General features: G+C 71.9%; 22 protein-coding genes and 1 pseudogene. 9 read left to right on the plus strand and 14 right to left on the minus strand.

What is annotated here, in order from left to right; all coding sequences use genetic code 11:
- Positions 1-74 precede the first annotated feature (74 nt).
- From ACZ9QC_RS10525 to ACZ9QC_RS10545, 5 genes are all read left to right on the plus strand, one after another.
- Positions 75-752 carry an amino acid ABC transporter permease gene (locus ACZ9QC_RS10525; RefSeq protein WP_472919929.1) on the plus strand — a complete coding sequence of 226 codons (678 nt, stop codon included), beginning with the start codon at positions 75-77 and terminating at the stop codon, positions 750-752.
- Positions 749-1,681 carry an amino acid ABC transporter permease gene (locus ACZ9QC_RS10530; RefSeq protein ID WP_472919930.1) on the plus strand — a complete coding sequence of 311 codons (933 nt, stop codon included), beginning with the start codon at positions 749-751 and terminating at the stop codon, positions 1,679-1,681. Before ACZ9QC_RS10525 ends, ACZ9QC_RS10530 begins: the two co-directional genes overlap by 4 nt.
- A gap of 198 nt (positions 1,682-1,879) precedes the next feature.
- Positions 1,880-3,571, plus strand: a complete 1,692-nt coding sequence (locus tag ACZ9QC_RS10535) for an FAD-dependent monooxygenase (protein ID WP_472919931.1) — start codon at positions 1,880-1,882, stop codon at positions 3,569-3,571.
- A 148-nt stretch (positions 3,572-3,719) separates the two neighbouring features.
- The gene (locus tag ACZ9QC_RS10540; protein ID WP_309506048.1) at positions 3,720-3,767 is read left to right on the plus strand and encodes a hypothetical protein; all 48 of its coding nucleotides are present in this window, start codon (positions 3,720-3,722) and stop codon (positions 3,765-3,767) included.
- 80 nt (positions 3,768-3,847) lie between these two features.
- Positions 3,848-4,381: a cupin domain-containing protein gene (locus tag ACZ9QC_RS10545; protein WP_472919932.1), complete on the plus strand. Its 534-nt coding sequence runs from the start codon at positions 3,848-3,850 to the stop codon at positions 4,379-4,381.
- 85 nt (positions 4,382-4,466) lie between these two features.
- On the opposite strand, the gene recX is transcribed toward ACZ9QC_RS10545, so the two are convergent.
- The 4 genes from recX to ACZ9QC_RS10565 form a co-directional block, all read right to left on the minus strand.
- On the minus strand, positions 4,467-5,345 hold the full coding sequence (gene recX, locus ACZ9QC_RS10550; protein WP_472919933.1) for a recombination regulator RecX: 879 nt from the start codon (positions 5,343-5,345) through the stop codon (positions 4,467-4,469).
- Between the two features lie 3 nt (positions 5,346-5,348).
- Positions 5,349-6,479: a recombinase RecA gene (gene recA / locus ACZ9QC_RS10555; protein ID WP_472919934.1), complete on the minus strand. Its 1,131-nt coding sequence runs from the start codon at positions 6,477-6,479 to the stop codon at positions 5,349-5,351.
- 281 nt (positions 6,480-6,760) lie between these two features.
- Positions 6,761-8,113 (minus strand): AI-2E family transporter, encoded by a 1,353-nt coding sequence (locus ACZ9QC_RS10560; RefSeq protein WP_472919935.1) that lies wholly within the window; start codon positions 8,111-8,113, stop codon positions 6,761-6,763.
- A 94-nt stretch (positions 8,114-8,207) separates the two neighbouring features.
- Entirely contained in the window at positions 8,208-8,402 is a 195-nt protein-coding gene (locus ACZ9QC_RS10565) for a DUF3046 domain-containing protein (RefSeq protein ID WP_184900059.1), read from the minus strand.
- 79 nt (positions 8,403-8,481) lie between these two features.
- On the opposite strand from ACZ9QC_RS10565, the gene ACZ9QC_RS10570 reads away from it, so the two are divergent.
- Complete coding sequence (locus tag ACZ9QC_RS10570) at positions 8,482-9,426, plus strand: hypothetical protein (RefSeq protein ID WP_472919936.1); 945 nt, start codon at positions 8,482-8,484, stop codon at positions 9,424-9,426.
- 57 nt (positions 9,427-9,483) lie between these two features.
- Here the strand turns inward: ACZ9QC_RS10570 and ACZ9QC_RS10575 are convergent, their stop codons facing one another.
- The 3 genes and pseudogenes from ACZ9QC_RS10575 to ACZ9QC_RS10585 form a co-directional block, all read right to left on the minus strand.
- Positions 9,484-9,792 (minus strand): AzlD domain-containing protein, encoded by a 309-nt coding sequence (locus ACZ9QC_RS10575; RefSeq protein WP_472919937.1) that lies wholly within the window; start codon positions 9,790-9,792, stop codon positions 9,484-9,486.
- Positions 9,789-10,628: an AzlC family ABC transporter permease gene (locus ACZ9QC_RS10580; RefSeq protein WP_472921652.1), complete on the minus strand. Its 840-nt coding sequence runs from the start codon at positions 10,626-10,628 to the stop codon at positions 9,789-9,791. The genes ACZ9QC_RS10575 and ACZ9QC_RS10580 overlap by 4 nt, the downstream gene beginning before the upstream one ends.
- A gap of 29 nt (positions 10,629-10,657) precedes the next feature.
- A pseudogene (locus ACZ9QC_RS10585) lies at positions 10,658-11,564 on the minus strand (AraC family transcriptional regulator).
- A gap of 276 nt (positions 11,565-11,840) precedes the next feature.
- Here ACZ9QC_RS10585 and ACZ9QC_RS10590 point away from each other — a divergent pair.
- The 3 genes from ACZ9QC_RS10590 to ACZ9QC_RS10600 all read left to right on the plus strand — a co-directional run bounded on the left by ACZ9QC_RS10590 (position 11,841) and on the right by ACZ9QC_RS10600 (position 18,638).
- Positions 11,841-16,754, plus strand: coding sequence for an ATP-dependent helicase (locus ACZ9QC_RS10590; protein ID WP_472919938.1), 4,914 nt, complete (start codon positions 11,841-11,843; stop codon positions 16,752-16,754).
- Between the two features lie 179 nt (positions 16,755-16,933).
- Positions 16,934-17,809: an Fpg/Nei family DNA glycosylase gene (locus ACZ9QC_RS10595; protein WP_472919939.1), complete on the plus strand. Its 876-nt coding sequence runs from the start codon at positions 16,934-16,936 to the stop codon at positions 17,807-17,809.
- A 64-nt stretch (positions 17,810-17,873) separates the two neighbouring features.
- Complete coding sequence (locus ACZ9QC_RS10600; RefSeq protein WP_472919940.1) at positions 17,874-18,638, plus strand: SDR family NAD(P)-dependent oxidoreductase; 765 nt, start codon at positions 17,874-17,876, stop codon at positions 18,636-18,638.
- Here ACZ9QC_RS10600 and ACZ9QC_RS10605 read toward each other — a convergent pair.
- From ACZ9QC_RS10605 to ACZ9QC_RS10635, 7 genes are all read right to left on the minus strand, one after another.
- Positions 18,586-18,879 (minus strand): hypothetical protein, encoded by a 294-nt coding sequence (locus tag ACZ9QC_RS10605; protein WP_472919941.1) that lies wholly within the window; start codon positions 18,877-18,879, stop codon positions 18,586-18,588. The two genes, ACZ9QC_RS10600 and ACZ9QC_RS10605, sit on opposite strands and share 53 nt — an antisense overlap.
- Before the next feature lie 187 nt (positions 18,880-19,066).
- Complete coding sequence (locus ACZ9QC_RS10610) at positions 19,067-19,537, minus strand: Dps family protein (protein ID WP_472921653.1); 471 nt, start codon at positions 19,535-19,537, stop codon at positions 19,067-19,069.
- 198 nt (positions 19,538-19,735) lie between these two features.
- A complete protein-coding gene (locus tag ACZ9QC_RS10615) occupies positions 19,736-20,113 on the minus strand; it encodes a helix-turn-helix domain-containing protein (protein WP_005481441.1) in 378 nt (125 codons plus the stop codon).
- Positions 20,114-20,222: 109 nt separating this feature from the next.
- Positions 20,223-20,768 carry a CinA family protein gene (locus ACZ9QC_RS10620; protein WP_472919942.1) on the minus strand — a complete coding sequence of 182 codons (546 nt, stop codon included), beginning with the start codon at positions 20,766-20,768 and terminating at the stop codon, positions 20,223-20,225.
- Positions 20,765-21,511: a CDP-diacylglycerol--glycerol-3-phosphate 3-phosphatidyltransferase gene (gene pgsA, locus ACZ9QC_RS10625; RefSeq protein WP_467337231.1), complete on the minus strand. Its 747-nt coding sequence runs from the start codon at positions 21,509-21,511 to the stop codon at positions 20,765-20,767. Before pgsA ends, ACZ9QC_RS10620 begins: the two co-directional genes overlap by 4 nt.
- Positions 21,508-22,989, minus strand: a complete 1,482-nt coding sequence (gene rimO, locus ACZ9QC_RS10630; RefSeq protein ID WP_472919943.1) for a 30S ribosomal protein S12 methylthiotransferase RimO — start codon at positions 22,987-22,989, stop codon at positions 21,508-21,510. Before rimO ends, pgsA begins: the two co-directional genes overlap by 4 nt.
- Before the next feature lie 122 nt (positions 22,990-23,111).
- Positions 23,112-23,978, minus strand: coding sequence for a helix-turn-helix domain-containing protein (locus ACZ9QC_RS10635; protein WP_316725415.1), 867 nt, complete (start codon positions 23,976-23,978; stop codon positions 23,112-23,114).
- Between the last annotated feature and the right edge of the window lie 82 nt (positions 23,979-24,060).

Consider the following 24,060-nt stretch of genomic DNA (forward strand, 5'->3'; position numbering starts at 1 on the left):
GCCGCAAGGCGCGGTAAGGGCGGCGGCGCTCTGCGCCTGCCACGTATGCCACACACCCGGAAGCGCGGGAGACAGTGTTCGACTTCCTTTCAACTTACAGCGACCCAACCTTCTTGGGTGCGTTCTGGATGACGGTCAAGCTCACCGTCTTCTCAGCCATCGGCTCCCTGATCTGGGGAACCCTGCTGGCCGCCATGCGCGTCAGCCCCGTGCCCCTCATGCGCGGCTTCGGCACCGTCTATGTGAACGTCGTGCGGAACATCCCGCTGACCGTCATCATCGTCTTCACCTCGCTCGGCCTCGCCGACATCTTCCGGGTGACGATGGGCGCGGGCAACGACGTCAAGCTCACGGCGTTCCGGCTCGCCATTCTCGGTTTCGTGGCCTACACCGCGGCCTTCGTCTGCGAGGCGCTGCGCTCCGGCATCAACACCGTGCCCGTCGGTCAGGCCGAGGCGGCACGCGCCATCGGACTGAGCTTCAGCCAGGTCCTCGGCCTCATCGTGCTGCCGCAGGCGTTCCGCGCCGTCATCGGCCCGCTGGCCAACGTGCTGATCGCACTGACCAAGAACACGACCGTGGCCGCGGCGATCGGTGTGTGGGAAGCCGCCTACCTCATGAAGGGCATGATCGAGAAGGAGGCGCAGACCCTGCTCATCGGTGCGATCTTCGCCTTCGGATTCATCGTTCTGACCCTTCCCACCGGCCTGATCCTCGGCTGGCTGAGCAAGCGACTGGCGGTGAAGCGATGAGTTCCGTTCTCTACGACGCCCCCGGCCCCCGGGCCAAACGGCGCAATGTGATCCTCACGGTGGTCTTCGTCGTTCTGCTGGCCCTCCTCGCGTGGTGGCTCTGGGGAGCGCTGGACAGCAGGAACCAGCTGGAGTGGAAACTCTGGAAGCCGTTCTTCACCTCCGAGGCCTGGACGACGTATCTGCTGCCCGGCCTTGCGAACACGCTCAAGGCCATGGCGCTCTCCATCGTGATCGCCCTGCCCCTCGGCGCGCTCTTCGGCATCGCACGCCTCTCCGACCACCTGTGGGTCCGCATCCCGGCCGGTGCGGTGGTCGAGTTCTTCCGGGCCATTCCGGTCCTGCTGCTGATGCTGTTCGCCAACGAGGTCATCGCCCGCTCGCTGGAAGTCACCACCGAGCAACGGCAGCTCTGGGCGGTCGTCACCGGTCTGGTGCTGTACAACGCCTCGGTCCTCGCCGAGGTCGTGCGCGCCGGTATCCTCGCCCTGCCCAAGGGCCAGACGGAGGCCGCCCAGGCGATCGGTCTGCGCAAGGGTCAGACGATGTCCTCCATCCTGCTGCCGCAGGCAGTCACGGTGATGCTGCCGGCCATCGTCAGCCAGCTCGTGGTCATCGTGAAGGACACCGCGCTCGGCGGCGTGATGATCGGGTTCACCGAACTGCTCAGTGGACGCGCGACGCTGGCGGCGGTGTACGCCAACGTCGTACCCAGCTTCGTCGTCGTCGCGATCATCTACATCGTCCTGAACTTCATCATCACCAGCTTCGCGAGCTGGCTGGAGCAGCGGCTGCGGCGGGGCAAGAAGTCGACCGGCGTGGTGCTGGGCCCGGCGGCGATCGAGGGCACCGCGGCGACCGGCGCGGGTGCGGGCATCGGCATGGGCGGTGTCGCCGGTGGCGACGGCGGTGGCGACGGAGACACCTGACAGGTGATCAGGTGACATCCGCCCAGGATGTCCCCCGATTCGCTCCCCGGAGGGCAGTGGCATGATCGCCACTGCCCTCCGTCACTTGACGCAAGCACCGGCAATGGGTTGCATACGTTCTGTGATCGTGCACCCTGCTCCAACTTCCTGTTCACCCACGTCCGCCGGGACGTCACGTCGGGCAGGGGGCGCCGCGCCGTGGATCCGGTGATCGTCGTCGGCGCGGGGCCCGTGGGGCTCACGCTCGCCCTCGCGCTGGCGCGCCAGGACGTGCCGTCCGTGGTCCTCGACGAGGGACCGGGGAAGGACGAGCAGCGGCCGGCACGGACGGTGGTCCTGAACGAGGACACGGCCGCACTGCTGGAACGGTTGTCCGGCGCCCCGCTCTCCCGGCTCGGCTTCCGCTGGGCCGGATGGCGGTCGATGCGGCGCAAGCAGGTGATGCGTCAGGTCCGATTCGGCGAGCCCGACTTCGAGGAGACGGGTATCCCGCCCCGGGAGGTCGCGAAGGCTGGGCGCGGCGGCCACGACGCTGTCGTGGAGGGTTCCGCCGACCTCCCCCCGCTCCACATCGCCCAGCACGTCCTGACCGCGGCCCTGCGCGAGGCCATCGCGGGTGAGCGGCTCGTCAAGGTCGCCGTGGAGAGCCGGCTCGACGCGCTCGAACAGGAGAAGTCCGGCGTCACGGCCCACACCCGCGGCCCCAAGAGCACCTGGTGGCGCGGCAGTTACCTGGTGGGATGCGACGGCCCCCGCTCGACGGTCCGCAAGCTCCAGGACATCCGGTTTCCCGGCCGTACGGCGGTGGAACGGCACGCGGTGGCGGCCCTGCGCGCGGAACTCCCCTGGCCGGGCGAAGCGTTGCTGCATCGCATGCCGCCCTGGCGCACGGCGGGCCCGTCCGGCGGAGAGATCACCGCACGGCCCCTCGCCGAAGGTCTCTGGCGCCTCGACTGGCTCCTGCCGCCGGGCAAGGACCTCGTGACGCCCGATCTGCTCGTGGCCCGCGTCCGCGAGACCCTCGCCGGCTGGACGGGCGGCTCGACACCGCCGTACGACCTGCTCGACACCGGTGTCCACACCGTGCACCACCGGCTCGCCCGGCGCTGGCGGGTCGGCCGGGTCTTCCTCGCCGGCGACGCCGCGCACCTACTCGGGGCCCTCGGCACCCAGGGTCTCGACGAGGGACTGCGGGACGCCGACAACCTCGCCTGGAAACTGGCCCTCGCCTGGCACCACGGCCCGCACGAGGCCCTGCTCGACAGCTACCAGACGGAGCGGCGCGCGGTCGTCGCCGCCCGGCTGCGCGCCGCCGACCAGGTGCTGCCGCTGCTGCGCGGCGGCAAGGGGCTGCGGTCGTACGTCCCCGGCTCGGCCCGGGGCCACGACGCGCTGCTGGCCGACGGCCACCTGGGGCGCGGGGCACTGGGTGCGCCGGGGGCGTACTCCGATTCACCGCTCATGCCTCCACCCGCCGACGGGGAGACACCGGTCGACACGCTGCCGGGCACCCAGGTCGTGGATGTGGAGGTGACGGCGGAGGACGGCACTTTCGTCCCGCTGCGGGACCGGCTCGGGCGCGGGGCGCTGCTGGTCGTGCTGATCGCGCCCGGCACCGGCGTGTGGGAGCGCAAGCACTGGATGAGTGCCGGGATCATGCCCCGGCTCGCAGCCGCCGTCTCCGCCCTGCCGCGGCCCGCCGAGTTGCTGGTCGCCGAGGCCTACCCGGGCGCGGCCGCCCACACCGTCCTCCTGGTCCGCCCCGACGGCTACCTCGTCACCGCCCTGAGCGGCGTGCGCCCGGCCGACCTGTACGCGGCCGCGGAGGCGACGCTGGGCGGGGCGAGGCAGCAGCCCGAGACCAGCGACGCGGCCACGAGCGCACGTTGAGGCGCTCCCGTAAGCCCCGGCCCCTGCCCCGTCACCGACGACCGTCACTGTGTGTCCACATAGTGACGGTGAGTTGACCGTCCCGCCCGGTCATGGTCTACTCCGGTCCGTGACCGACACTTCTACGCGCCTGTGGCGGAGGGTCCATATGGACCTCGTCCGCTATGCGGGCTGCGTGTGTCGCCCGTCCTGCTGACTTCGCATCCTTCTTCATTCGCGCGCGCCGGTCATATGCGGCCGCGCGCTCCCGAGCGAACGCACTTCAGGACGGTACCCGTGTCTGTGTCCCCCGTTGTTCCCCCCACTTCCGCCGTCGCCGCCCCCACGCAGGCGGAGCTGCTCGACTTCGCGCGCCGGACCGCCGCCGACGCCGAGCTGATCGCGTCCCTTCCGCTCGACCCCGAGGGCCGTACCTGGGTACGGCTGGAAGGCCCCGGCGGCAGCGAGGCCTGGCTCATCGGCTGGCCGCCCGGCACGGGAACCGGCTGGCACGACCACGCCGACTCGGTGGGCGCCTTCGTCACCGCGGCGGGCGAACTCAAGGAGTACTCGCTCGCCGCCCGGCTTCCCACCGACGGCTGGAAGACCCTCGAACTCACCGAAGGCGTCGACCGCGAGCGGCAGTTGTCCGCCGGCAAGGGGCGCTCCTTCGGACGTCACCACGTCCACGAGGTGCTCAACGAGTCCCGGGAGGAGCACGCGATCTCCGTCCACGCCTATTACCCGCCCCTCCCCCGCATCCGCCGCTTCAGCCGCACGGGGCAGGTGCTGCGCCTGGAACACGTCGAGCGTCCGTCCGACTGGCAGTGAGCCCGGGCCCCAGCTCGTTCCCCCATTCCCCAGCTCCCGCCGGCTCGCCCCTCTTCCCTCGCGCGCGGAGGCGGCATCCCTCGCCTCAGTACCCCTCGTCCTCCAGCCCCTCCGTCTCCTCCCCCTCTTCCTCCAGCGCCTGCCGGACCACGCGCAGGGCCATGCCCTCGGCGTAGCCCTTGCGGGCGAGCATGCCGGCGAGGCGGCGGAGGCGCTTGTCGCGGTCGAGGCCACGGGTGGAGCGCAGCTTGCGGGCGACCAGCTCGCGCGCGGTGGTCTCCTCCTGCTCCGTGTCGAGCTGGGAGACGGCCTCGTCGATCAGTGCCGAGTCGACACCCTTGGTGCGCAGCTCCCTGGCGAGGGCCCTGCGTGCCAGGCCCCGACCGTGGTGCCGGGACTCCACCCAGGCGTCGGCGAACGCGCTGTCGTTGATCAGTCCGACCTCCTCGAACCTCGACAGCACCTCCTCCGCCACGTCCTCGGGGATCTCCCGTTTCTGTAGGGCGTCCGCGAGTTGTTTCCGAGTGCGCGGGGTCCCGGTGAGCAGGCGCAGACAGATCGCGCGCGCCCGCTCAGCCGGGTCCCCTGAGGTCTCGCCTTTCTCGGCCCTCGACGAGAAAGACGAGCCCCCGTCCTGCGGCCCCCCGTCGTCCGGGCCGTCCCCCTGTTCCCCGAAGCCACGCCGCCGACCGCCCCGCCCGCCGCGTCTGCCACGCGCGTCGCCGCCCGCACCGCGCGAAGGGCCGCCGCCACGCCGACGGCTGCCGACGGCCGGGCCCTCGGAGCGCGGGCCGTCCTCCCGCCGTACGACGTCGCCGTCACCGCCGTCGTCGTACGGTCGGAACCCCTCGTCCTCGTGCCCGTCCGCGCCGAATCCCCCGGTCCCCCCGCCGGTACCACCGCGCCCCCGGCTCTCGGGAGCACTGGGATACGCGTACTCGCCCCAGTCCGTTCTGCGCGTCACGGACTAGCTCTTCGCCGCCGCGGCCTTGGTCTTGGTGGCCTTGGCAGCCGGAGTGGACACCGCCTTCGCGGCGTCGTCAGCGGTGGCCGGGGCCACACCCGCGGCGTCCGCGCCCGGTTCGGCGGTGGGCTCCTCGGGCCGCACGCCGACGCCCAGCTTCTCCTTGATCTTCTTCTCGATCTCGTTGGCGAGATCGGGGTTGTCCTTCAGGAAGTTGCGGGCGTTCTCCTTGCCCTGGCCGAGCTGGTCGCCCTCGTACGTGTACCAGGCGCCGGCCTTGCGGACGAAGCCGTGCTCCACTCCCATGTCGATCAGGCCGCCCTCACGGCTGATGCCCTGGCCGTAGAGGATGTCGAACTCGGCCTGCTTGAAGGGCGGCGCAACCTTGTTCTTGACGACCTTGACGCGGGTGCGGTTGCCGACCGCGTCCGTGCCGTCCTTGAGGGTCTCGATGCGGCGGATGTCGAGTCGCACCGAGGCGTAGAACTTCAGCGCCCGGCCACCGGTCGTGGTCTCCGGCGATCCGAACATGACTCCGATCTTCTCGCGGAGCTGGTTGATGAAGATGGCGGTGGTCTTGGACTGGTTGAGCGCACTGGTGATCTTTCGCAGGGCCTGGCTCATCAGCCGGGCCTGCAGACCGACGTGGCTGTCGCCCATCTCGCCCTCGATCTCCGCGCGCGGGACGAGGGCTGCGACGGAGTCGATGACGATGAGGTCCAGGGCGCCGGAGCGCACCAGCATGTCCACGATCTCCAGGGCCTGCTCGCCGTTGTCCGGCTGGGACAGGATCAGGTTGTCGATGTCGACACCGAGCTTCTTCGCGTACTCGGGGTCGAGGGCGTGCTCGGCGTCCACGAAGGCGACCTGGCCGCCGGCCTTCTGAGCGTTCGCCACCGCGTGCAGCGTCAGGGTCGTCTTACCGGAGGATTCCGGTCCGTACACCTCCACCACACGGCCACGCGGCAGGCCGCCGACGCCGAGGGCCACGTCGAGCGCGGTCGACCCGGTCGGGATGACCTCGATGGGCTCCTTGGACCGGTCACCCATGCGCATGACCGCGCCCTTGCCGAATTGTCGTTCAATCTGTGCGAGCGCGGCGTCGAGCGCCTTCTCGCGGTCGGTTCCTGCCATGGGTTCCACCCGGTTTGCTTGAGTCGATCGCTTCACGTGAAAGACGCTAACGCCTGCCACTGACAATGGGCCCCGACGCCCGCCCGGCCTGTGGATAACTCGGGCACTTCTCCACGAAAACCCTGCCGAACTCCCGTCGGCAGCCGCGCCGGAGCCTCCATAAGAATGGATGTTCGAATTTAGTGTCAAGCGACACCACGGGCCGTCCGGAGGACTTCCGCAGAACCTCGGACCCCTTCGACGGGCCTTCCCGTGCGACCGCGACGCCCGGAGGCCGCGCCCTACGGAGTGCCGCGTTCCGGCCCGGTGCGGCTCTCCGGCCCGACATCGCCTGCGGACCCGGCGTCGGCCTCGGGGGCGGCCTGGGCCTCGGGGTCGTCCGTCGGTCGGTTCGTCGGGTGCCGCCGGTCCGCCTTCGCCTCCAGCAGTCTGCGCAGCCGCCTCAGGAGGTTGCGGGAGCCGGGTCTGCGGTGCCCGTGCACCCGGGGGTCGTCCGTGACGTCGTACCGCTTCACGTACGCCCCGAGGAAGGCCTGCAGGGTGGCGATGGCGGGAATGGCGATGAGCGCGCCGACCGCCCCGAGGAGGGCGGTGCCCGCGATGACCGACCCGAAGGCGACGGCCGGGTGGATGTCCACGGTCTTGGCGGTCAGCTTGGGCTGCAGCACATAGTTCTCGAACTGCTGGTACAGGACCACGAAGACGAGGACCCACAGCGCGTACCACGGGTTGACCGTGAAGGCGATCAGCATCGGCAGCGCACCCGCGAGATAGGTGCCGATGGTCGGGATGAACTGCGAGACCAGGCCGACCCAGACCGCCAGCGCGGGTGCGTAGGGCACGTCGAGGTACTCCAGCAGGATGTAGTGCGCCGCGCCGGATATCAGCGCCATCAATCCGCGTGAGTAGAGATAGCCGCCCGTCTTGTCCACGGCGATCTCCCACGCGCGCAGCACCTCGGCCTGCTTCGCGGGCGGCAGCACGGAGCACAGCGCGCGCCGCAGCCGTGGTCCGTCTGCGGCGAAGTAGAACGAGAACAGCGCGATCGTCAGCAGTTGGAAGAGACCGCCCATGACCTGCGCGGAGACGTCGAGGACACCCGTCGCGCTGTTCTGCACATACTTCTGGAGCCAGTCGGAGCGCAGCAGCCCCTCCTGGATGTCGACCCGCTTGAGCTCGGTGTGGAAGCTGGTGTTGATCCAGCTGATGACGGAGTCGAGGTAGGCCGGGAAGTCCTCGACCATCTTGATGATCTGGCCGGCGAGCATCGAGCCGAGCAGGGTGACGAACCCCGCGGCCCCGATCAGGGTGATCAGGAAGACCAGGAAGGTGGCGAAGCCCCTACGCAGCCCCTTCGAGGCCATCCAGCTCACGGCGGGCTCGATCGCGAGCGCCAGGAAGAACGCGATGAGGATGTTGACCAGCAGTCCGATCAGCTGGTGGAACGCCCAACTGCCCAGTTGGAAGACGGCCACGAGGGAGAGCGCGAGCACCATCGCGCGCGGCAGCCAGCGCGGCATACGGCCGCTGGGCACGGCACCGGGACCCGGGTCGGCCGGCGTGCCGACGGGAGGTGTCGTACCGGACGGGGGTGCCTGCTGCTGGGACCTCGCGGTCTCGTCTGTGGGGGCCACGCACCAAGTTTCGCCCACGCCACCGACAATCAGTCGCCGCCCCCTGGTCCTCCGGCGCAACGACCGACGTCCGCGGGGTGAAGTCCCGGGCTTTTCAGCGGTTTTCGGCGGGAACGCCCATGGTCGCGCACACCACGCGCCACACTTCCTTGGCCTCCCAGCCCGCGTCCAGCGCCTCGTGGACCGTGCGTCCGCCGAGGTCGGACATCACGTGATCGCGCGCGAAGGTGTCGGCGTACCCCGCACCGAAGTGCTCCGCCATCCGCTGCCAGAAGACCGTCAACCGCATGAGTCCAGTATCCCGCCCCAGGGGGTGGGCCTGCCCGGGACGGCTTTCCGATACCGCTTTCCGCCCTACGGTCGGAACCATGGCCGAAACCGGAGCATCCCCCCTCCCCTCGTCGTCCCCGGCGCAGACCCCGCTGGCTCGCGCCGAGCAGTTCATCTGGCTGACCGCGCGCGTGCTGGAGCAGCGCCGCTTCGCCTACCACTTCCTGGAGGGGAGCGCCGACGCGGTGGAGACCGCGCTGGCCGCCTACCGCAACGCCGACGAGGGCTACGGGCACGCGCTCGAACCCGATCTGCGCGGCCCCGTGAGCCAGCCGCTGCACACCGGGCACGCGCTGCGCGTCCTGGACTCGATCGGGCGCTGCGGCGGGCAGCGGGTGGAACGCGTGTGCCGCTATCTGACGTCGGTGTCGACCCCGGACGGCGCGCTCCCCGCGGTGCACCCCAGCCAGCGCGGCTATCCGGCGGCCCCGTTCGTGCCGATCGTCGACGACCCTCCCAGTGATCTGCTGGCCACCGGGCCCGTGGTGGGCCTGCTGCACCGCAACCAGGTGTGGCACGCGTGGTTGTTCCGGGCCACCGACTTCTGCTGGCAGGCGGTCGAGTCCCTGGAGAAGTCACACCCCTACGAGGTGCACGCCGCGGTGGCGTTCCTGGAATCGGTGCCGGACCGCTCTCGCGCGCGGGCCGCCGCCGACCGGCTCGGCCGCCTGGTCCGCGAACACCGGCTCGCCGCGCTGGATCCGGAGCGGCTCGGCGACTTCCCGGTGTCGGCCGGTTACGCACCGGGCGAGCATCACTACCCGCACGACTTCGCGCCCACCCCGGAGTCCCTCGCGCGCGCGTGGTTCACCGACCAGGAGATGTCCCGTTCCCTCGACTTCCTGGCGAGCGAGCAGACGGACGACGGCGGCTGGCCGATCCGCTGGCGCCAGTGGGCGCCGAGCACGGCCATGGAGAGCCGCCCGATCGTGACGATCGAGGCACTGCGTACGCTGCGGGCGTACAGACGTCCGATCGGCTGAGGCCCGCCGCAGGGCCGTCCGGTGCGGCATGTGGTCGTACGACAGTCGTGGCGGGCGTCAGCCCGTGATCGCCCGCACCCCTGCCGTCACGAGCACCGCTGCGCCCACGACGATCAGGAAGGGCGCGCGCCAGAGGAGCGCCAGGGCGGCCGCGGCGAGCCCCGCGGCCCTCGCGTCCACCACCAGGTCGTGGCCGGCGGCGAAGGTCTGCTGGGCCGTGAGTGCGGCGAGAAGGGCCACGGGCAGCAGGGCGGCGAGGCGGCGCACGGAGGGGCGTTCCAGGACACCCTCGGGCACCATCAGGCCGATCAGCTTGACCGCGTAGCAGCCGACGGCGGTGGCGACGACCGCGATCCAGACGTTCACCGGACGTCGCCCTGCCTGTCGCCGCGTCGGCCGTCCTCGCCCTGCGGGTCGGGTCCGCCGTCGTCCTGCCCGCCCTCCGGCCGACCGTCACTCCTCCGACGGCCCACCCGCGCACCGGCGGCTCCGCGTCGGCGCCCCTCCGCCCAGAGCACGACCGGGGCTGCCGCCGCGGCGACCAGGACCGGGACTCCGGCCGGCAGGACGGGCAGCAGGCCCAGTCCCAGGACGACGGCGATGCCCGCGACGGCGCGCTCCCCGGAGGTCTTCAGCATCGGCGCGAGGAGGGCCAGGAAGACGGCGGGTCCGGCCGCGTCGAGCCCCCAGGCACCGGTGTCGCCGATGGCCTCGGCGCCGAGCGCGCCGAGCAGCGTGGTGAGGTTCCACAGCACGTAGAGGGTGAGACCGGTGACGGTGAAGCCGATGCGGCCGGCCCGGCGCGTGGGCTGGGCGAGGGCGACGGCCGTGGTCTCGTCGATGACCCACTGGGCCGCGAACGGCCGCACCGCGCGCGGGAGGGCGAGCATCTGGGACAGGCGCAGCCCGTAGAACGCGTTGCGCACGCCCAGGAAGAAGGCCCCGGCGGCGGCAGTGAAGGGGTTGCCCCCGGCCGCGAGCGCACCCACCAGGGCGAACTGGGAGGCCCCGGTGAACACCAGGAGGCTCAGCGCGCAGGTCTGCATCAGGCTGAGCCCGCTGCCGGCCGAGGTCACTCCGAAGGCGAACCCGGACAGGCCGACGGCCACCCCGACGCCGAGCGAGTCCCGGACGACCGCTCCGTCGGACTTCGTACCGCCGCCGTCGTCCCGTGTCTCGGCGAGACGTGTCTGTTCAGTCACCACGCACCGGACGGTACGAGCCGTCGGCGCTATCGGTCTTGTACGTTCTTGCGCCCCCGAGCGCCGTCCGTGCCTCCTTGCGCGTCCTCCGCCCGCTCACGCCCGCCCCCGGGACCGCCCACGCGTTCGCGCTGGTAGGCCCCTGGAGGCACGCCGACGATCCGGCTGAAGTGCCGGTTGAGGTGCGGCTGGTCCGTGAAGCCGACGGCGACGGCGGCATCGACCGGAGCCGTGCCCGCGTCGAGCAGGCTCCGCGCCCGCCGGACGCGGGCGTCGGTCAGCCAGGCGTGCGGCGGCATGCCGTAGGCCCCGCGGAAGGCCCGCAGCAACGCGAAGGGACTGGTGCCGAGGTCGGCGGCCAGCCGCTCCAGGGTCGGCGGGTCAGCCATCCGCTCCGACAGCACGCCACGCGCGTGCCGCGACGGAGGTGCCTGCCGTACGGACGGGGCGTTGGGGCAGCGGCCCGCCGTTCAGGCGCAGCAACCGCGTCACGGCGACCCGCAGCAGGGTGTCCGCGGCCAGCGCGTTGCCCTCGTCGACGGCCCGCAGCACCTGGTGGACGAGACCGGCGGCGCACGGGTCGTCGAGCACCGGGCTCACGAAACCGGGGGTGCCGCGGATCGTGGTGGTCTCGGCCGCGATCTCGGCCACCACGTCCGCCGACGGGTAGAGCGCGCCGTACCGCCAGCCCTCGGGCACACCCGCGCGACCGGTGTGCGGGGTGTCCGGGTTGACGAGGGCCAGGGTGCCCGGACCCGCGTACTGGTCGGCGCCTCCGTGGTGGAACACCTCGACACCGTCGGCGATGGCCGCGATCACGAAGCTCTCGTGGGTGTGCCGCACGAATTTCTTCTCGACGTAGGTCGCCCGCAGCAGGTCGACCCCGGGCAGTTCCGCGTACCGCCAGTGCCTCGCCCGCTCCACCGAACCCGCCATACCCCCATTCTGCGACCGTTCCGTACGACGAACCCCACTGCCCCAGGCCGGGCCGGCCCCGGCCGGCCCGGCCCACCGGGCACGGCGCGAATCGCTCCAGCCTCACCCCGCCGCGTCCGGACCCAGCCCCGCCCCCTGGCCCCAGCCCCTCGGCCCCATCCCCCGGCCGCAGTCCCCAGGCCCCGCCCACGCGCCCCCGACCCGCTCATGCTGCCCCGCCCCGAACCATTTGCCCAGGTCCGAGCCGTTGTCAGTGGTCGGGTGCAGGATGGGGGCATGGTCAGCTCCGCAGATCGAGCCCTCGACGGCTTCTCCCCCGCGACCCGCGGCTGGTTCACGGGGGCCTTCTCCGCGCCCACCGCGGCCCAGGCCGGGGCGTGGCGGGCCATCGGCGAGGGCTCGGACGTGCTGGTGGTCGCCCCGACCGGCTCCGGCAAGACGCTGGCCGCGTTCCTCGCCGCACTGGACCAGCTGACGTCCAGCCCGCCCCCGGCCGACCCGCGGAAGCGCTGCCGGGTGCTGTACGTGTCACCGCTGAAGGCCCTCGCGGTGGACGTCGAGCGGAACCTGCGCAGTCCGCTGACCGGCATCCGTCAGGAGTCGGTGCGCCTGGGGCTGCCCGAGCCCGAGGTGAAGGTCGGCATCCGCTCCGGGGACACGCCGGCCGCCGAGCGGCGGGCCCTGGCGACCCGTCCGCCGGACATCCTGATCACCACCCCCGAGTCGCTGTTCCTGATGCTGACCTCGGCCACACGCGACGCCCTCACGGGCGTGGAGACCGTGATCCTGGACGAGGTGCACGCGGTCGCGGGCACCAAACGCGGCGCCCACCTGGCCCTCTCACTGGAGCGGCTCGACGAGCTGTTGCCCCGGCCGGCCCGCCGCATCGGCCTGTCGGCCACCGTGCGTCCCGTCGACGAGGTCGCGCGCTATCTCTCGCCGCGCCGCAGGGTGGAGATCGTCCAGCCGCCGTCCGGCAAGGAGTTCGACCTGTCGGTGGTCGTGCCGGTGGAGGACCTGGGCGAGCTGGGCGGCTCCCCGGTCGCGGACGCCAACGAGGGCGCGGAGCGGCCGTCGATCTGGCCCCACGTGGAGGAGCGGATCGCCGACCTCGTCCAGGCCCACCGCTCCACGATCGTCTTCGCCAACTCCCGCCGCCTCGCGGAGCGGCTGTGCAACCGGCTCAACGAGATCGCGTACGAGCGCGCCACCGGCGAACCGCTGGACGAGCACCACGCCCCGGCTGAGCTGATGGGCGGCTCGGGCGCGGCTCAGGGAGCGCCCCCGGTCCTCGCCCGAGCCCACCACGGCTCGGTCTCCAAGGAGCAGCGCGCCCTGGTCGAGGAGGACCTGAAGGCGGGCCGGCTGCCGGCCGTGGTCGCCACCTCCAGCCTCGAACTGGGCATCGACATGGGCGCAGTGGATCTCGTCGTCCAGGTGGAGTCGCCCCCGTCGGTCGCCTCGGGCCTGCAGCGCGTGGGCCGCGCGGGACACCAGGTGGGCGCGGTCTCCACGGGTGTGGTCTTCCCCAAGTACCGAGGCGATCTGGTCCAGTCGGCCGTGGTCACCGAGCGGATGCGCAGCGGCTCCATCGAGTCCATGAGGATCCCGGGCAACCCCCTGGACGTCCTGGCGCAGCAGGTCGTCGCCATGACTTCGATGGACACCTGGCAGTTCGACGACCTCCTCGCCACCGTCCGCCGCGCGGCCCCCTTCGCGTCGCTGCCCGAGTCCGCGTTCACCGCCGTCCTCGACATGCTCGCGGGCCGCTACCCGTCCGACGCCTTCGCCGAGTTGCGCCCGCGCGTGGTGTGGGACCGGGTCGCCGGCACGATCGCGGGCCGCCCGGGAGCCCAGCGGCTCGCCGTCACCTCCGGGGGCACGATCCCGGACCGGGGCCTCTTCGGAGTCTTCCTCGCGGGCTCGGACCCCAAGAAGGGCGGCGGCCGGGTCGGTGAGCTCGACGAGGAGATGGTGTACGAGTCCCGGGTCGGGGACGTGTTCACCCTCGGCACCAGTTCCTGGCGCATCGAGGACATCACGCGGGACCGGGTGCTGGTCTCCCCCGCCCCGGGTGTCCCGGGCCGGCTGCCGTTCTGGAAGGGCGACCAGCTCGGCCGCCCGCTCGAACTGGGCCGCGCAGTCGGCGCGTTCCTGCGCGAGGTGGGCTCCCTGTCCGAGGAGGACGCCCGGCTGCGGCTGCTGACCGCGGGCCTCGACGCCTGGGCCGCGGACAACGTGCTCTCCTACCTGGCCGAGCAGCGCGAGGCCTGCGGCCATGTGCCGGACGACCGCACCATCGTCGTCGAACGCTTCCGCGACGAGCTGGGCGACTGGCGGGTCGTCGTCCACTCGCCTTTCGGCGCCCAGGTCCACGCCCCCTGGGCCCTCGCCCTGGGCGCCAAGCTCTCCGAGCGGTACGGCATGGACGCCCAGGTCATGCACGCCGACGACGGCATCGTGCTGCGTCTGCCCGACGCCGACCTGATGGGCCTGGACCTGCTCGACATGGAGCCCATGAAGGCGGGCACGGAATACGACGCCGAGCAGGCCCCGCTCGGCGCCGCCGACGTCGCCTTCGACAAGGGCGAGGTCGACCAGATCGTCACCGACCAGGTGGGCGGCTCGGCCCTGTTCGCCTCCCGCTTCCGCGAGTGCGCCGCCCGCGCGCTCCTGCTGCCCCGCCGCACCCCCGGCAAGCGCACGCCGTTGTGGCAGCAGCGCCAGCGCGCGGCCCAACTGCTGCAGGTGGCCAGCGAGTTCGGTTCGTTCCCGATCGTCCTGGAGGCGGTCCGTGAATGCCTCCAGGACGTCTTCGACGTCCCCGGACTGACCGAGCTGATGGGCGACATCGAGTCCCGCAAGGTCCGCCTCGTCGAGGTCACCACCCCGGAGCCCTCCCCCTTCGCCCGCTCCCTCCTCTTCGGCTACGTCGCCCAGTTCCTGTACGAGGGCGACTCCCCGCTCGCCGAGCGCCGCGCGGCCGCCCTGTCGCTGGACTCCCGGCTGCTCGCCGAGCTGTTGGGCCAGGCGGAGCTGCGTGAGCTGCTCGACGCCGAGGTGCTGACCGAGCTGGAGCGGGAGCTCCAGTGGCTCACCGAGGACCGCCGCGTCAAGGACGCCGAAGGGGTCGCGGACCTGCTCCGCCTCCTCGGCCCCCTCACGGACGCCGAGTTGGCCGAGCGCGGCGCCGAACCGCAGTGGGCGCCGGAGCTCGCCGGGGCCCGCCGCGCCATCCGGGTCCGCGTCGCCGGCACCGACCACTGGGCGGCGATCGAGGACGCGGGCCGCCTGCGGGACGCGCTCGGCACCGCCCTGCCGGTCGGTGTGCCGGAGGCCTTCACCGAGCCGGTCAAGGATCCCCTCGGCGACCTCCTGGCCCGGTTCGCGCGCACCCACGGCCCGTTCACCTCGGCCATGGCCGCCGCCCGCTTCGGCCTCGGCGTGGCCGTCACGGACGGCGCCCTGCACCGCCTGGCGGCGAACGGCCGTGTCGTGCAGGGCGAGTTCCACCCGGCGGGCATCGGCCAGGAGTGGTGCGACGCGGCCGTGCTGCGCCGGCTGCGGCGCCGCTCGCTGGCGGCCCTGCGCCATGAGCTGGAGCCCGTGCCGCCCGCGGCGCTCGCCCAGTTCCTGCCCCAGTGGCAGCACGTGGGCGGCGGCCACGGACTGCGCGGCGTCGACGGCCTGGTCCGCGCGATCGAGCAACTCCAGGGCGCCTCCGTGCCCGCCTCAGCCCTGGAGAAGCTGGTCCTGCCCTCCCGGGTGGCCAACTACAGCCCGGCGATGCTCGACGAACTCACCGCGTCCGGAGAGGTCGTCTGGGCCGGGGCCGGAGCCCTCCCCGGCAAGGACGGCTGGGTCTCGCTGTACGTGGCGGACGCGGCCCCGCTCCTCCTCCCGCCGCCGCACCCCCTGGAGCTGACCGCGCTCCACGAGTCGGTCCTGAGTGCGCTCTCCGGCGGCTACGGCCTCTTCTTCCGCCAGATCGCCGACCAGGTCCGCGCGACCACCCACCCCGACGTCACCGATCCCCAACTGGCCGACGCCGTCTGGGACCTGGCCTGGTCCGGCCGACTGACCAACGACACCCTCACCCCCATGCGCTCCCTCCTCGGCTCGGGCCGCACCGCGGGTTCCACCGCCCACCGCGCCAAGCGCACGGTCCCCCGCGGCCGGTACGGCTCCCTGACCGCCGCCGCGCGCCCCCAGTCCCGTACGGGCCCGCCCACGGTCGCCGGCCGCTGGTCCCTCCTCCCCGCCCACGAACCCGACCCCACCGTCCGCGCCCACGCATTGGCCCGCACCCTCCTCGACCGCCACGGCGTGGTGACCCGGGGCGCCGTGGGCGCCGAGGGTGTCGAGGGCGGTTTCTCCGCGGTCTACCGGGTCCTCTCCGTCTTCGAGGAGAGCGGCCAGGCCCGCCGTGGTTACGTCGTCGAGGGCCTGGGCGCCGCCCAGTTCGCGATGGACGGCGCCGTGGACCGCCTCCGCGCGGTGTCCAACGCCCGCGAACGCAACGAGCCCGTTCCGAGCCAGACCCCGTACCCCTTCGCCGACGAGGCCCACCCCACGACACAGCCCCAGGACCAGACCCAGGACCAGGACCCGTGGGACACCTTCCCCGACGCCTCCGGCACCCCCTTCCCCGCAGTCGGCTCCGGACTTCCCGACCTCGAACCCGGTCTCGACTCCCCGTACACCCCGGACGACATCCCCGACGGCCACCACACGTCCGCCCAAGCCGACCCGTACGCCCGCACCGGCCGCCCCCCGCACCGCACCCGCCCCACGCCTTCCCCGCGAGCCGTCGTCCTGGCCGCCGCCGACCCCGCGAACGCCTACGGGGCCGCCCTCCCCTGGCCCGACCCGCCCACCGAGGCCGGACACAAACCGGGCCGCAAGGCGGGCTCCCTGGTCGTCCTGGTCGACGGCGAGCTGACCCTCTACATGGAACGCGGCGGCAAGACCCTCCTGGCCTGGCCCGCCGATCCCGACGCCAGACCGCTCGACGACCCCCGCCTGCGCCCGGCCGCCGAGGCCCTCTCCGCGGCGGCCCGCGCGGGCTCCCTGGGCACAGTCACGGTGGAACGCGTGAACGGCACCTCCGCCCTCACCTCCCCCCACGGCCCGCTCCTGGAGGGAGCAGGCTTCATCGCGACCCCCCGCGGTCTGCGCATCCGCGCGTGAACGACGACCCCGCTCTCAGGGAAGCATGACCGTCCGCCACACGCCCCCGCCACGAAGGCACGCCCAGCCAGACCCCACCCCCGACCCCCGACCCCCGGCCCACGTACGCCCCCACAACCAGACACCCCATCCCATCCGCCCCCAGGCACCCGATCCCACCGACATGCCACCCTTGACCCATGCCCGAAGGTGACACCGTCTGGCAGACGGCGAGACGACTCCACACCGCCCTCGCCGGCAAGGTCCTGTTCCGCTCCGACCTGAGGGTCCCGAGGTTCGCCACGGCCGACCTCACCGGCCGCACCGTCCTGGACGTCACCCCCCGGGGCAAACATCTCCTCACCCGTATCGAAGGGGACCTGACCCTCCACTCCCACCTGCGGATGGACGGCTCCTGGAAGGTGTACGCAAACGACGAGCGCTGGCGCGGCGGCCCGGCGCACCAGATCCGCGCCATCCTGGGCACCGTCGACCGCACGGCCGTCGGCTACCGCCTCCCCGTGCTGGAGCTGATGCGCACCGCCGACGAGCAGCGCGTGGTGGGCCACCTCGGCCCCGACCTGCTCGGTCCGGACTGGGACCCCGACCGCGCCCTCGCCAACCTCCTGAGCGACCCCGCGCGCCCCCTCGGCGAGGCGCTGCTGGACCAGCGCAATCTCGCCGGCATCGGCAACGTCTACAAGAGCGAGCTCTGCTTCCTGCTCCGGGTCACCCCCTGGCTCCCTGTCGGCGCCCTCCCGGAGGAGCTCGCCGCCCTGTTGCCCGGCCTCGCCAAGAAGCTCCTCGAAGCCAACCGCGACCGCCCGATCCGCAGCACCACCGGCCACCGCCACCACGACCTGTTCGTCTACGGCCGGGCCCCCCGCCCGTGCCTGCGCTGTCAGACCCCCGTCCGCGTGGCCGACCAGGGTGACGGCTCCCGGGAACGTCCCACGTACTGGTGCCCCACCTGCCAGTCGGGGCCGGCCCCGGCCCCCGGTAGCGCCAGAACGCCCCGCCCGAGCCCCCGTGGCCGCACGTCGAACCCGAGGTCGAACCCGAGGTCGTACCCGTAGGCCGTCACACCCGAGGCGACTCCACTAATTGACGGACCGTCAGAAACGCTCGTACCGTCGCCTCATGCCCATCCCGGCGTACGACCTCACCGGCCGCACCGCGTTCGTCACCGGCGCCGGCAGCGGTATCGGCCGCGCCTCGGCGGTACTGCTCGCCGAGGCGGGTGCCTCGGTGCACTGCGCGGACCGTGACGCGCAGGGCCTGCACGAGACGGCGACGCTGATCAAGGCCAGGAACGGAACCGCCCACGTCCACCACCTCGACGTCACCGACCGCGCCCAGCTCGCGCGGGCGGTGGCCGCCTGCGAGCGGCTCCATGTGATGGCGGCGATCGCCGGGATCATGCACAGCAGCCCGGTGCTGGAGACCCGCGACGAGGACCTGGAGCGGGTGTGGAGCGTCAACTTCAAGGGAGTGCTGCACGCCTGCCAGGAAGCGGCCCGCCGAATGATCACCGACGGGACGCGGGGCAGCATCGTCACCATGGCCTCCGGCGCCGTCGACACCGGCGGTCCGGGACTCCTCTGCTACGGCGTGACCAAGGCGGCGGTGGTCCAGCTGACGAAGACCCTGGCGACCGAGGTCGGCCCGCACGGCATCCGCGTCAACGCCGTGGCCCCGGGCTGGATCCGCACACCCATGACCGACCGCCACGACCACGAGGCACAGGCGCGGACCGAGTCCCTCATGGCCCGGCTGTCACCGCTGGGCCGGGTCGGCGAGCCCGACGACATCGCCCACGCCGTGCTGCACCTCGCCTCCGACGCCTCGGCGTTCACGACGGGCCAGATCCTCCGCCCGAACGGCGGGGTGGCCATGCCCTGGTGACCACGGCCCCCACCGCGCCCCCCAGAACAGGACCACCCCTCGCGCCCCCTGACGCGCCCCCCGACCGTTCGTGAGCCCGACCCTTCGGCACACAGTGGACAGGCAGGAGACTCAGCCCCCACCCCCCGGCCGCGACCGCCCCCTCCACCGCGCCGGCGTCCGGCACCAGCGCGAGTCGCAGCACACCCCACCACCACAGCGCACCGAGCCCCAGAGCCGCCCCCCAGCGAACTATTCGCATGGCCGCCACCTCCAAGGCCTTCGGGCCCCCAGAACGACGCTAGACGGCCCTCGTCACGGCCGGAGAGGGCGCATCACCGGCACAGGGACGCACGGCCCCCTCATACGGACCGCGCCCCCGGTGCGCCCGGTGCGCCCCGCAGCCACTCACCGCCGTCCTCACGCCCTCACCGGCCACCCACGCCGCACTACCCGTTCTCCGCCTGGAACATCCAGTGGTGCTTCTCGAGATCCGCCGTGATCTGGATGAAGATGTCCTGGCTCACCGGATCCGGCTCCGCGGTGCTCTCCACCCGCGTCCGCATCCGAGTGATCACCGCGCCGAGCGCGTCCACCAGGATCCCCACGGCGTCCGCGTCCTTGACCCAGCCGTCCGGCACCCTGCCGATACCGCTGCTCCCGGCGACCGTCCCGGCCCGCCCGTCCGGCGGGACACCGAGGGTGGAGGCACGTTCGGCGACCGTGTCGGAGTGCAGCCGTGCGGTGTCCACAACCTCGTCGAGCTGGAGATGGACGGAGCGGAAACGCGGCCCGACGACGTTCCAGTGGATCTGTTTGGCCACCAGGGAGAGGTCGACAAGATCGACCAGGGCACCTTGCAGCGCCTCGGAGACGGTCCTGAGATCGGCCTCGGACAGCGGGCTCTTCACCACGTTCATCAGCACGCTCCGGATTCTTGAGACGACCGTACGACCACCATGACCGCACACCGCCACCCCGGCAAACGGGAGCCCCAGGCAACACAAAAGCCCCGGCCGACGCCCCCCAGGTCTCCCTGGAGGCCCCGACCGGGGCTTCCGCTTCGCTTCTACCGCTTCACCGGCGCGTGCCGGTGCATGCACCCAGGTCGCGACAGGTCACGCCGCGACGACGTCCACCGCTTCGGCGGGCGCCTTGATCGTGACCCGCTCCGGTGGCACACCGGCCACCGAGACGGAGTTGAGCATGGGTCGGCGCACTGGTGCTGGCACCGGCTCGGTGGCCGCTGCGGACTGGGCCAGCTCGGCAAGGGCGAGCTCGTCACTCACTTCCCGCATGAGCTCGGACATCCGTACGTCCAGCGCGTCGCAAATGGCGGAGAGCAGCTCGGAGGAAGCCTCCTTCTGCCCCCGCTCCACCTCGGAGAGATAGCCGAGTGAGACTCGGGCGGACGAGGAGACTTCGCGCAGAGTACGGCCCTGGCGCTGGCGCTGCCGACGCAGCACGTCACCCAGCAGGCGACGGAGCAGAATCATCGGTGGCTCCCTCCTCGGACCGCGTAGCCGCATCCTTCACGCCCCACCGTACCGCCTTGCGCTGCGGCCGTGCGGGGAGCGCTGTTGTGTTCACTCAGGGCTGCAAACATCAAGTCCCCCCGTTCTGTTCCGTATCCTGTGCCCGCTCATTCCCGGTCTGTTCGCCCGCAAGCTCCTCAAGGAGCAGTGCGAGTACGCTCCGTACACTCTCCATACGGATTTCCGTCCGGCCGCCGTTCAACCGCAACGACGACACTTTCCCGCCACCTGATACGCCGGATTCGGCTGTGGAGGGTCCGGCGACGGCCACATAGACCGTGCCGACGGGCCGTCCGTCCTGGGGTTCCGGGCCCGCCACACCGGTGGTCGAAATCCCCCAGTCGGCGCCGAGCGCCGTGCGGACGCCCCGCGCCATCTCCACCGCGACCTGCGGATCCACCGCTCCCCGCTGGTCCAGGAGGGTGGCATCGACATCCAGCAAACTGTGCTTCAGCTCGGTGGCGTACGCGGTGACCGAGCCCCGGAAGGCCTGGGAGGAGCCGGGGGCCGCGGTGAGGGCGGCCGCGACCAGACCACCGGTCAGCGACTCCGCGACGGCGAGCGTCTCTCCCCTCACGGTCAGTAGTCGCAGCACTTCGGCGGCCGTGGAAGTCAACGTTCCGCTCCCTCCGCCGCGGCTTCGCGCTCGGCTGTTCCGCGCCGGCGCAGCACAATGGCCTGTCTCACATAGTCGAGCCCGGTGACCACGGTCAGGACGACCGCCGCGGCCATCACCCACCACCTCATGGTGGCCAGGGGCCCCTCCAGTACCAGCACGTACATCCCGACGGCGATGCCCTGGGTCAGGGTCTTCAGCTTGCCTCCCCGGCTCGCGGGGATGACTCCGTACCGGATGACGACGAACCGCAGGAGGGTGATGCCCAGCTCCCGGCCGAGGATGACGCCGGTCACCCACCACGGCAGATCACCGAGATAGGACAGACAGATCAGGGCGGCGCCCATGATCGCCTTGTCGGCGATGGGGTCGGCGATCTTCCCGAAGTCGGTGACGAGGTCGTACGTCCGGGCCAGATGGCCGTCGAAGACGTCGGTGATCATGGCGACGGCGAAGGCGGCCCACGCCCATGCCCGCCAGACCGGGTCGTATCCGCCGTCCATGAGCATCAGGACGACGAAGCCCGGCACGAGGACCAGGCGGACCATGGTCAGGATGTTCGCGATGTTCCAGAGGCTGGCCTGGTTGACGGCGGCAGCTCCCAGCTTCCCGCCACGGACGGGTCGCGTCTCCCCGGCAGCGCTGGGGGCGGCGGCGCTCGGGGCGCCGGGAACGCCTGGGGCGCTCGCCGCGCTCTTGGCGCCGGAGGTGCCGCCCGCCGCGGATGCCGGGACTCCCGTCATCTGGCCGCCTCCTCAGTACACGCGGGAGAGGCGAGCGAGCCCGGAAGCACCTCGGCCACCAGGTCGACGCCTTCCGTGCCGACCACCTTCGCCTCGACCATAAGGCCGACGCTCAGGTCCTCGCCGTTCGTGAACAGCACCTGGCCGTCCGTCTCGGGCGCCTGGTGCGCGCCGCGGCCGTAGGCACCCTCGTCGCCGTCGACCGACTCGACCAGGACACGCACGGTCTGTCCGACACGCTCCTCGGCGCGCTGCGAGACCAGTTCCTCGGCCAGTCGTGAGACCCGCGCGAGACGCTCGGCGACGACGTCCTCGGCCAGCTTGTTGTCGTACGTCGCCGCTTCGGTGCCCTCCTCGTCGGAGTACCCGAAGACGCCGATGGCGTCCAGTCTCGCGCCGTTCAGGAACCGCTCCAGCTCCGCGAGGTCCGCCTCGGTCTCACCGGGGAAGCCCACGATGAAGTTGGACCGGACGCCGGCCTCGGGGGCCTTGCCGCGGATGGTGTCCAGCAGCTCCAGGAACCGGTCGGTGTCGCCGAAGCGGCGCATCGAGCGGAGCACCGCGGGGGCGGAGTGCTGGAAGGAGAGGTCGAAGTAGGGCGCGACCTTGGGGGTGGAGGTGAGCACGTCGATGAGGCCGGGCCGCATCTCGGCGGGCTGGAGGTAGCTGACGCGCACCCGCTCGATGCCGTCGACCTCGGCGAGCTCGGGCAGCAGGGACTCCAGCAGCCGGATGTCGCCGAGGTCCTTGCCGTACGAGGTGTTGTTCTCGGAGACCAGCATGACCTCCTTGACGCCCTGCTCGGCGAGCCAGCGCGTCTCGTTCAGCACGTCCGAGGGGCGGCGCGAGATGAAGGAGCCGCGGAAGGAGGGGATGGCGCAGAAGGAGCAGCGACGGTCGCAGCCGGAGGCGAGCTTCACGGAGGCGACGGGCGAGCCGTCCAGCCGGCGGCGCAGCGGGGACCGCGGCCCCGAAGCCGGAGCGAGCCCTTCCGGAAGATCGACGGGGGCATGCCCCGGAAGCGCGACCTCGGCCGCGGACTCCTGCCGCTGGGCCGGGCTGATCGGCAGCAGCTTGCGCCGGTCGCGCGGGGTGTGCGAGGCGTGGATGCCGCCGTTCAGAATGGTCTGGAGTCGGTCGGAGATGTCGGCGTAGTCGTCGAAGCCGAGGACGCCGTCGGCCTCGGGCAGCGCCTCGGCCAGTTCCTTGCCGTACCGCTCCGCCATGCAGCCGACCGCCACGACGGCCTGGGTTCTGCCGTGTCCCTTGAGGTCATTGGCCTCCAGGAGGGCGTCGACGGAGTCCTTCTTGGCGGCTTCGACGAAGCCACAGGTGTTGACGACCGCGACGTCCGCTTCCTCGGCGTCCTCGACGAGCTCCCAGCCGTCCGCCTCCAAGCGGCCTGCGAGCTCCTCCGAGTCCACCTCGTTACGGGCGCAGCCAAGAGTGACGAGTGCGACGGTACGGCGTTCAGGCATGGGCTCAAGACTACTTCGTCCCGGTGACAGCCCACGTCGACGGGGTTGGCCGAACCCGGCCAACCCCGTACCCGCGTTTCCCTGTGCGTCGTGTGTACGTCCGCCCCGGGCGGACTGAAGGCTCAGCCGACCTCCGGGTCGCCCTTCGTGTACGTCAGACGTTCGACCTGGCCGGGCTGGAAGTCGTCCTTGATCTTCTTGCCGTTGACGTAGAGCTGGACGGCCCCGGCGTCACCGAGGACGAGGTCGATCCGGGAGCTGTCCTGGAAGGTCTTGGACTGCCCCTGCTTGAGCAGGCCGTCCCACAGGAACCGCCCGTTGTGGTCCTTGGCGGAGATCCAGCTGCGCCCGTCGGAGGCGCTGACCTGCACGGTCACCTTGTCACGGGGCGCGGCCGCGATGGCGCTGTCGGTCGGGTCGGGCTTCGGGTCGGCGTCGGGCTTGTCGGCCTTGGGCGTCGGCGAGGGGGACTTTCCGGTGGTCGGGGTGGAGCCCTCGGCGACCTGGGTGGTGGAGCCGTCGTCGTCTCCACCGTTGAACGCGGTGAAGCCGACGAAGCCGATCACCGCGACGATCGCGGCGACCATGGCGGCGGTCCAGTTGGGGCCGCGCCGTTCGGGACGGATCCGCTCCGCCTCGAACAGCGGGGCCGCCGGGGTCGGCGCGGGCCGCCCGCCGTGTGCCTCCGCGAACTGTTCGAGGAGCGGGGCGGGGTCGATGCGCACCGCGCGCGCGAGGGTGCGGATGTGACCGCGCGCGTAGACGTCGCCACCGCAGGGGGCGAAGTCGTCCTGCTCGATCGCGTGCACGATGGCGATGCGGACCCGGGTGGCGTTGCTGACGTCGTCGACGGTCAGCCCGGCCGCGATGCGTGCCTGCTGGAGGGCACGACCGATCGAGGGGCGTTCCGCCGAGCGTTCGTCACGGTCGTCTTCGAACGGACGCTCGTCTTCGGGGAAGTTGCCGTCAGGGGAGTTGCCGATGGACACGGGGGCGCCTTTCGAGCGTGTAGCCACCTGTGCTGGAGGTTCAGTCTAGGGGGGGTACGAAAGGGTGGGGCAACCGGGCGGT

This window comes from Streptomyces sp. HUAS MS02 (genome assembly GCF_055702265.1).

What these genes read in the sequence shown, in the direction of transcription:
- ACZ9QC_RS10565 (WP_184900059.1), bottom strand. Translation starts at nt 8,402, where the DNA reads ATGCGGTTGACGGTCTTCTGGCAGCGGATGGCGGAGCACTTCGGTGCG.
- recA (WP_472919934.1), bottom strand. Translation starts at nt 6,479, where the DNA reads ATGGCAGGAACCGACCGCGAGAAGGCGCTCGACGCCGCGCTCGCACAG.
- ACZ9QC_RS10600 (WP_472919940.1), top strand. Translation starts at nt 17,874, where the DNA reads ATGCCCATCCCGGCGTACGACCTCACCGGCCGCACCGCGTTCGTCACC.
- ACZ9QC_RS10615 (WP_005481441.1), bottom strand. Translation starts at nt 20,113, where the DNA reads ATGATTCTGCTCCGTCGCCTGCTGGGTGACGTGCTGCGTCGGCAGCGC.
- ACZ9QC_RS10610 (WP_472921653.1), bottom strand. Translation starts at nt 19,537, where the DNA reads ATGAACGTGGTGAAGAGCCCGCTGTCCGAGGCCGATCTCAGGACCGTC.
- pgsA (WP_467337231.1), bottom strand. Translation starts at nt 21,511, where the DNA reads ATGACGGGAGTCCCGGCATCCGCGGCGGGCGGCACCTCCGGCGCCAAG.
- ACZ9QC_RS10530 (WP_472919930.1), top strand. Translation starts at nt 749, where the DNA reads ATGAGTTCCGTTCTCTACGACGCCCCCGGCCCCCGGGCCAAACGGCGC.
- ACZ9QC_RS10595 (WP_472919939.1), top strand. Translation starts at nt 16,934, where the DNA reads ATGCCCGAAGGTGACACCGTCTGGCAGACGGCGAGACGACTCCACACC.
- rimO (WP_472919943.1), bottom strand. Translation starts at nt 22,989, where the DNA reads ATGCCTGAACGCCGTACCGTCGCACTCGTCACTCTTGGCTGCGCCCGT.
- ACZ9QC_RS10590 (WP_472919938.1), top strand. Translation starts at nt 11,841, where the DNA reads ATGGTCAGCTCCGCAGATCGAGCCCTCGACGGCTTCTCCCCCGCGACC.
- ACZ9QC_RS10605 (WP_472919941.1), bottom strand. Translation starts at nt 18,879, where the DNA reads ATGCGAATAGTTCGCTGGGGGGCGGCTCTGGGGCTCGGTGCGCTGTGG.
- ACZ9QC_RS10570 (WP_472919936.1), top strand. Translation starts at nt 8,482, where the DNA reads ATGGCCGAAACCGGAGCATCCCCCCTCCCCTCGTCGTCCCCGGCGCAG.